Annotated in this window: 1 protein-coding gene; it reads left to right on the plus strand. The window is 68.7% G+C overall.

The genetic code is table 11. The features are described from left to right. A partial coding sequence (locus D3272_RS27000) for a porin (protein ID WP_207210338.1) occupies positions 1-1,446 on the plus strand: 1,446 nt, incomplete at its 5' end. Between the last annotated feature and the right edge of the window lie 54 nt (positions 1,447-1,500).

The raw sequence follows: 1,500 nt of genomic DNA on the forward strand, positions 1-1,500 counted from the left end.
GTGAAAAGCCTTCTGCTGGGCTCTGCCGCCGCCCTCGCCGCCGCCGGTGCCGCTCAGGCCGCCGACCTCCCGGTGCGTAAAGCCGCCCCGGTCGACTACGTCCGGGTTTGCGACTTCACGGGCGCGGGCTTCTTCTACATCCCGGGCACCGACACCTGCCTGCAGATCACGGCGCAGACCCGCATCGAGGGCCTGTTCATCAACAACGGCCGCGTGCTGAACCCGCTGCCGGGTGCGGCGGGCCGCGCCATCGGGGTGAACTCCCAGATCATCCCGGGCCGCGACCGTGACGAGACGGGCTTCCTGGCCCGCGTCCGCCTCGGCGTCGACACCCGCACCCAGACGGCCTACGGCACGCTGCGCACCTTCCTGCAGTACCAGATCGACCGCGTTCAGGGCCTCTACGCCAGCGGCGGCCTGTCCGGCGGCCAGAACACCTTCGCCAACCAGGGCGGCAACAACGCCGCGCTGCGCCGCGGCTTCATCCAGTTCGCCGGCATCACGGCCGGCCGCGTCCAGTCCTTCTTCGACTTCTACGCCGACAACTACAACTACGAAGGTATCGCCAACTCCGATATCGCGCAGAACGTCTTCGCCTACACCTACACGGGCACCGGCGGCTTCTCCGCCACCCTGTCGCTCGAAGACCGCAACGGCCGCAACCTGCCGCAGAACGTCGGCAGCATCCTCGGCGGCACCAGCGCCCTGCAGTCGGCGGCGCGCTACGCCGGCGAAACCATCCCGGACATCGTGGGCGTGCTGCGCCTCGACCAGGCCTGGGGCGCCGCCCAGCTGTCGGCCGCCTACCACGACATCCAGACCACCCAGGGTCCCTTCGCCGGCACCAGCGGCCAGGGCTTCGCCGGCCAGGACACGGACGGCTTCGCCGTCCAGGGCGGCGTGCGCCTGAAGCTGCCGATGCTCGCCGCCGGCGACGACCTGTGGATCCAGGGTGCCTACCAGCAGGGCGCCTACCTCTACCAGGACTCCGGCGCCTACATGAACGCCGGCTTCAGCTCGCCGGCGGTGGGCGGCTTCTTCCACCTCGACCGCGACGCCATCGCCATCCACACCCCCGGCACCGCGGCGAGCAGCTACACCCTGCAGAAGGGCGAAGGCTTCTCGGTGTTGGCCGCCTTCAACCACTACTTCACGCCGAACTTCCACGACGTGATTTTCGGCTCCTACGAGCAGACCTCCTACGGCCGCGCCAAGAACTTCGACTGGACGATCGGCGGCCTGGGCGACGCCAGCGAATACCGCGTCGGCAACCAGCTGCTGTGGGATCCCGTGAAGAACCTCGAGTTCGGCCTCGAGTTCGACTACATGAAGATCAACCAGACCCTGGCCCACAACGTCGGCCAGACCGCCACCGCCCTGCCCACCGGCGTGTCCAAGGACCCCGACGCCTTCGAAGTCCGCCTCCGCGCCGAGCGCGACTTCTGAGCGACGCCAAGCACAATCTCGCACTCGGAAAGCCCGGCTCTGCCGGGCTTTTCA

The sequence above is a fragment of the Lichenibacterium ramalinae genome (assembly GCF_004137085.1).
In the GTDB taxonomy this organism is placed as follows: Bacteria; Pseudomonadota; Alphaproteobacteria; order Rhizobiales; family Beijerinckiaceae; genus Lichenihabitans; species Lichenihabitans ramalinae.